The organism is Halomonas sp. KX33721 (assembly GCF_001596805.1).
GTDB classification, from domain to species: domain Bacteria; phylum Pseudomonadota; class Gammaproteobacteria; order Pseudomonadales; family Halomonadaceae; genus Vreelandella; species Vreelandella aquamarina.
In genome coordinates this window covers 1-5,981 of record NZ_LVIA01000069.1, presented here as the reverse complement: position 1 = coordinate 5,981, position 5,981 = coordinate 1, and the positions used below count along the sequence as shown (strand labels likewise).

The window sequence follows — 5,981 nt, the reverse complement described above, 5'->3', positions numbered from 1 at the left end:
GCCCTGGCCGACGGGCCGGCGCGGGTGGCGGTGGTGGGGGCGGCATGGTCGGCTGCGAGCTGGCCGAGGATCTCGCCCGGGCCGGTCATCGCGTGAGCCTGCTGGACCGCCACGCCTACCCCCTGGCCGGACTGCTGCCGGAGGCCGCCGGGCGTCGCCTGCTGGCGGCCCAGCGGGCGCTGGGCATCGCGGTGCGCCCGAACGTCGCGGTCGCGGGCGTCGAACGCAACGCGGCGGGGGAGCGGGTGGTGCAGCTGGCCGACGGCGAGCGGCTGGTGGTGGATCAGGTGGTCGCCGCCACCGGGCTTGCCACCGAGCCGCGCCTGGCGCGTCAGGCCGGGCTCGACTTCGCCGGCGGGATCTGCGTGGACGGGCGCACCCTGGCCACCAGCGTGCCCGGCATCTTCGCCCTGGGCGATTGCATCGCCATCGAGGGCCAGCCATGTCGCTTCATCGAACCGCTGGCGCGCCAGGCCGAGGCCCTGGCCCATGCGCTGCTGGAGCGTGACCACCCGGGCTACCGCCACGCGGTGCCGGTGGTGCGCCTCAAGACCCGGCAGCTGCCGATCACCCTGAGCGGCCGGCCGGATCCCGATGCCGACTGGGTCACGGTCAGCGACGACGCGGAGCGGCTCGAGATGGAACAGCGCCAGGGCGAGCGCGTCCTGGCCACCCTGAGCGTGGGCGCCGGCCGCCGCGCCGCCTGACCCCTTGCACAACACCTTCGAGGACAAGCCATGAGCGACAACAATATCTACCGTCCCTACTCGAGCGACTCCCGCCTGGGCGGCTGCAGCTGCGGCCAGCACCAGAGCCAGGCGGACCACGATGCAGCGGCCAGGCAGGCGAGGGCGCAGGACCCCGATACCCTCTCCCGGGACTTCGTGGAGGCGGCGGCGGTCAAGGCGCTGTTTCCCCACGATGCCACCCGGCGGCGCTTCCTCAAGGCGGTGGGCATGGGCAGCGCCATGGCGGCCATCGCCAGCGTGCTGCCCATGGAGAGCCTGCAGGCCATGGCCGAGGAGCGCCAGGGGCCGCTGGAGAAGAAGGACCTGCGGGTGGGCTTCATTCCCATCAACTGTGCCACGCCGCTGATCATGTCCGACCCGCTGGGCTTCTACGCCGAACAGGGGCTGAACGTCTCGCTGATCAAGAGCTCGGGCTGGGCCCTGGTGCGCGACCAGATGCTCAACGGCGAGCTGGACGCCTCCCACTTCCTGGCGCCCATGCCGCTGGCCATCTCCCTGGGGCTCGGCTCGTCGCGACAGGCCATGCGCGTGGCCACCATCCAGAACACCAACGGCCAGGCCATCACCCTGGCCATGAAGCACAAGGACAACCGCGACCCGCGCAACTGGAAGGGCTTCCGCTTCGCCATCCCCTTCGAATACTCCATGCACAACTTCCTGCTGCGCCACTACCTGGCCGAGCACGGCCTCGACCCGGACAACGACGTCCAGCTTCGGGTCACGCCGCCCCCGGAGATGGTGGCCAACCTGCGCGCCGGCAACATCGACGGCTTCCTGGGGCCGGACCCCTTCAACCAGCGCGCCGTCTACGACCAGATCGGCTTCCTGCACCTGCTGACCAAGGAGATCTGGAACGGCCACCCCTGCTGCTCCTTCGGCATGTCCGAGGCGTTCATCCAGGAGAATCCCAACACCTTCGCCGCGCTCTATCGGGCGGTGCTCAACGCCTCCGCCATGGCCCGGGATCCGGCCAACCTCGGCACCATCGCCGAGGCGATCTCCACCCCCAACTACCTCAACCAGCCGGAGATCGTCATTCGCCAGGCGCTGACCGGGCGCTACGCCGACGGCCTGGGCGGCATCCAGGACCAGCCCGACCGCTCCGGCTTCGAGCCGATGCCCTGGTACGGCATGGCGACCTGGATGCTCACCCAGATGAAGCGCTGGGGCTACCTGAAGCAGGAGGTGGATTTCAAGGCGCTGGCCGAGGAGGTGTTCCTGATGACCGACGCCAGGCGCCAGATGGCGGAGCTCGGCATGGCCGAGGCGGAGCAGGAGCCGCTGGATGGCTACCCCAGCTTCGAGATCATGGGCCGCACCTTCGACCCACATCGGGCCGACGAATATCTGCAGAGCCTGCCGCTGTCGCGGGCCTGAGCCCGACAGCCGACTGAATCGAGGATAACACCATGGACAAGACACTGAAACTGCGCGCCGGGCTGCTCTCCTGCCTGCTGCTGCTGGTGCTGGTCGGCATCTGGCATGCGGCGACCCAGGTCACCGCCAGCGGTGGCGGCGAGGCGCTGGACCCGGAGTACGCCATGCTGATGGGGCTCTCCGCGGAGAGCGAACGCAGCTCCGGCTTTCCCACCCCTGGCGAGTTCGCCTCCAGCGCTCTGGGCCACCTGGCCAGCCCCTTCTACGACAACGGCCCCAACGACAAGGGCATCGGCATCCAGCTCGCCCACTCCCTGTGGCGGGTGGCGGCGGGCTTCCTGCTGGCCATGGCGGTGGCCATCCCCCTGGGGTTCGTGATCGGCATGTCGCCGCTGCTCTACCAGACCCTCAACCCCTTCATCCAGGTGCTCAAGCCGATCTCGCCGCTGGCCTGGATGCCCATCGCCCTCTACACCATCAAGGACTCCACCATCTCGGCCATCTTCGTGATCTTCATCTGCTCCATCTGGCCGATGCTGGTCAATACCGCCTTCGGCGTGGCGGGGGTGCGCAAGGACTGGCTGGACGTGGCGCGAACCCTGGAGGTGAACCCCCTGCGCAAGGCCTTCCGGGTGATCCTGCCCGCCGCGGCGCCCACCATCATCACCGGCATGCGGATCTCCATGGGCATCGCCTGGCTGGTCATCGTCGCCGCCGAGATGCTCGTGGGCGGGACCGGGATCGGCTACTTCGTCTGGAACGAGTGGAACAACCTGTCGCTGAACAACGTGATCTTCGCGGTCCTGATGATCGGCCTGATCGGCATGCTGCTGGACCTGATGTTTGCCCAACTGCAGAGGAAGGTGACCTATGTCGAATGATGTGAAAGACAGCGAAGTGCCCTTCGTCAAGGTGGAGGGCCTGGCCAAGCAGTATCGCAGCGATCTGCCTCCGGTGTTCGAGAACGTGAGCTTCTCCATCCACAAGGGCGAGTTCATCTGCATCATCGGCCACTCGGGGTGCGGCAAGAGCACCATCCTCAACGCCCTGGCCGGCCTGGAGCAGGCCAGCCGCGGGGGCATCGTGATGGACGGCAAGGAGGTGGACGGCCCGAGCCTTGATCGCGGCGTGGTGTTCCAGGGCCATGCGCTGCTGCCCTGGCTGAGCGTGGAGGAGAACATTGCCTTTGCGGTGCGCTCCCGCCATCCGGGGTGGTCGCGCAACCAGGTGGCCGAGCACGGCGCCCGCTTCCTGAAGATGGTCGGGCTGACCGGTGCCGAGAAGAAGAAGCCCGCGGAGCTCTCCGGCGGCATGAAGCAGCGGGTCGGCATCGCCCGGGCCTTCGCGGTGGAGCCCAAGATGCTGCTGATGGACGAGCCCTTCGGCGCCCTGGACGCCCTGACCCGGGGCGTGATCCAGGACGAGCTGCTCAGGATCTGCGCCGATACCCGTCAGACGGTCTTCATGATCACCCACGACGTGGACGAGGCGATCCTGCTGGCCGACAAGATCCTGCTGATGAGCAACGGCCCCCGGGCCCATATCGCCGAGATCGTCATCAATACGCTGCCCCGGGAGCGGCAGCGGGAGACGATGCACCACGACCCCCAGTTCTACCGGCTGCGCAACCATCTGGTAGACTTCCTGGTGCACCGCTCGAAGAAGCTCCAGGAGACGCGCGACCTCAAGGCCGCCTACGGCGAGCCCAGGGTGGTGCGGCCGGGGCTCGACTCCCTGAAGGTCGTCGCCTCCCGGGATGATGAGCCGCCGACGAATACGCCCCGCCGCGTCGCGGCAGGCCCGGCCTGAGGCGGGGATGCTTCCCGCTCGGCTTCTTTTACCCAGTACCCCTCGATGAGTGACCAGGAGAAACCACGATGATTACCGACCGCAAGCAAGTGACCGAGATGATCCTCTCCGCCAAGGTGAGCAAGGGCGTGAAGTGGAGCGACGTGGCCCAGGCCGTGGGCCTGAGCAAGGAGTGGACCACCGCCGGCTGCCTCGGCCAGATGACCTTCAACAAGCAGCAGGCCGAGGTGCTGGGCGAGATCTTCGACCTGCCCGACGAGGCGGTGGCCTGGCTGCAGGTGGTGCCCTACAAGGGGTCGCTGCCCACCGAGGTGCCCAGCGACCCGCTGATCTACCGCTGGTACGAGGTGGTCAGCGTCTACGGCACCACCATCAAGGAGCTGATCCACGAGGAGTTCGGCGACGGCATCATGAGCGCCATCGACTTCTCCATGGATATCCAGCGCGAGGAGAACCCCAACGGCGACCGGGTCAAGGTGGTGCTGTCGGGCAAGTTCCTGCCCTACAAGAGCTACTGAGCCGGCGTCGACCAGAGAACAGGCGCCGTGAGGCGCGATGCCTTGCCCCCGGCCCGGCCGGGGGCATCTGCGTTGCGGGAGGAGCGACATGGAGAGGGAGTGCGAGACGGAGACAGGCCGGGTTTCGCGGCAGCGGAGCGGACGCCGGGCCGAGGAGCCCGACAGCGAGCGCTCTCCCGCCTTCTGGCGGGCCCGGGAGATGCTGCTGCTGCAGCAGGTGATGGCGCTGGCGGGGCGCAAGACGGACCCGGGGCCGGCGCTCCAGGAGATGCTGCACCTGCTGTCGGAGCTGCTGGGACTCAACCGGGGGCGGATCGTGCTGCTGGACGCGGCGGGCCGCCACGGCGAGATCCGCTACGCCTACGGGCTGACCCGGGAGGAGGTCTCCCGGGGCCGCTACGGGCTCCACGAGGGGATCACCGGCCGGGTGCTGGCCACCGGCCAGCTGATGGTCTGCCAGAATATCGACCGCGACCCGCTCTTTCTGGGGCGGATGGTGGCGCGCAGCCGGCTGCCGGAGGGCCCGGTCTCCTTCATCGCCCAGCCGATCCGGGTGGCCGAGCGCACCCTGGGGGTGCTGGCCTGCCATCGGATACGGCGCCGCCCGCGCCCCCTGGCGGATGACCTGCAGATGCTCAAGCTGCTGGCGGCCTATGCCGGCCAGCTGCTGCAGCTGCACGCCCAGATGCAGGCGCGCACCGAATCCCTCCGGCAGCAGAACCGGCTGCTCTCCCGGGCGCTGGCCTCCAGCGCCAGCCGCTACGGCATCGTCGGCAGCTCCCCGCGGCTGCTCCAGGCGGTGACGGAGCTCGAGCAGGTCTCCGACTCCACCGCCAGCGTGCTGCTGCTGGGGGAGTCGGGCACCGGCAAGGAGCTCTTCGCCCGGGCCCTGCACCTGGCTAGCCCGCGGCGGGAGGCGCCCTTCATCAAGGTCAACTGTGCGGCGATTCCGGAGACCCTGTTCGAGTCCGAGCTCTTCGGCTACGAGAAGGGCGCCTTCACCGGCGCCCAGTCGCTGCGCCAGGGCTCCTTCGAGCAGGCCGACGGCGGCACCCTCTTTCTCGACGAGATCGGCGAACTGCCCCTGGCCATGCAGACCAAGCTGCTGCGCACCCTGCAGGAGGGGTCGATCACCCGGCTGGGCGGCAAGAGTGAACTCGCCATCGACGTGCGTCTGGTGGCGGCCACCAACCGCCACCTCGAGGAGGAGGTGGCCCGGGGCGCCTTCCGCCAGGACCTCTACTACCGGCTCAACGTCATCCCGATCCGGCTTCCCTCCCTGGCCGAGCGCAGCGGCGATATCCCGGCCCTGGCGCTGCACCACCTCAACCGGATCAACCAGGCCAACCAGCGCAACGTCCACCTCACCGGCGGGGCGCTGGAGCGCCTGCAGGCCTACCCCTGGCCGGGCAATATCCGCGAGCTGGGCAACGTGATCGAGCGCATGGTGCTGCTGACCGATCGGGCGGCCCTGGAGGCGGAGGACGTGGAGCGCTTCCTCCCCGGGGAGCAGGAGATGGCGGCCGGG

General features: G+C 68.9%; 6 protein-coding genes. All 6 read left to right on the top strand.

Annotation, left to right across the window (positions count from 1 at the left end; all coding sequences use genetic code 11):
* A partial coding sequence (locus tag A3220_RS16240; RefSeq protein ID WP_164834408.1) for an FAD-dependent oxidoreductase occupies positions 1–707 on the top strand: 707 nt, incomplete at its 5' end.
* A 30-nt stretch (positions 708–737) separates the two neighbouring features.
* A complete protein-coding gene (locus tag A3220_RS16235) occupies positions 738–2,126 on the top strand; it encodes an ABC transporter substrate-binding protein (protein WP_022524340.1) in 1,389 nt (462 codons plus the stop codon).
* 32 nt (positions 2,127–2,158) lie between these two features.
* On the top strand, positions 2,159–3,007 hold the full coding sequence (gene ntrB / locus A3220_RS16230; RefSeq protein ID WP_062375988.1) for a nitrate ABC transporter permease: 849 nt from the start codon (positions 2,159–2,161) through the stop codon (positions 3,005–3,007).
* A complete protein-coding gene (locus A3220_RS16225; protein ID WP_083602288.1) occupies positions 2,997–3,935 on the top strand; it encodes an ABC transporter ATP-binding protein in 939 nt (312 codons plus the stop codon). The genes ntrB and A3220_RS16225 overlap by 11 nt, the downstream gene beginning before the upstream one ends.
* Before the next feature lie 68 nt (positions 3,936–4,003).
* The gene (cynS, locus tag A3220_RS16220; protein ID WP_062375986.1) at positions 4,004–4,453 is read left to right on the top strand and encodes a cyanase; all 450 of its coding nucleotides are present in this window, start codon (positions 4,004–4,006) and stop codon (positions 4,451–4,453) included.
* A 199-nt stretch (positions 4,454–4,652) separates the two neighbouring features.
* Positions 4,653–5,981 (top strand): sigma 54-interacting transcriptional regulator (locus A3220_RS16215; RefSeq protein ID WP_128082452.1); only part of this gene is annotated, 1,329 nt, incomplete at its 3' end.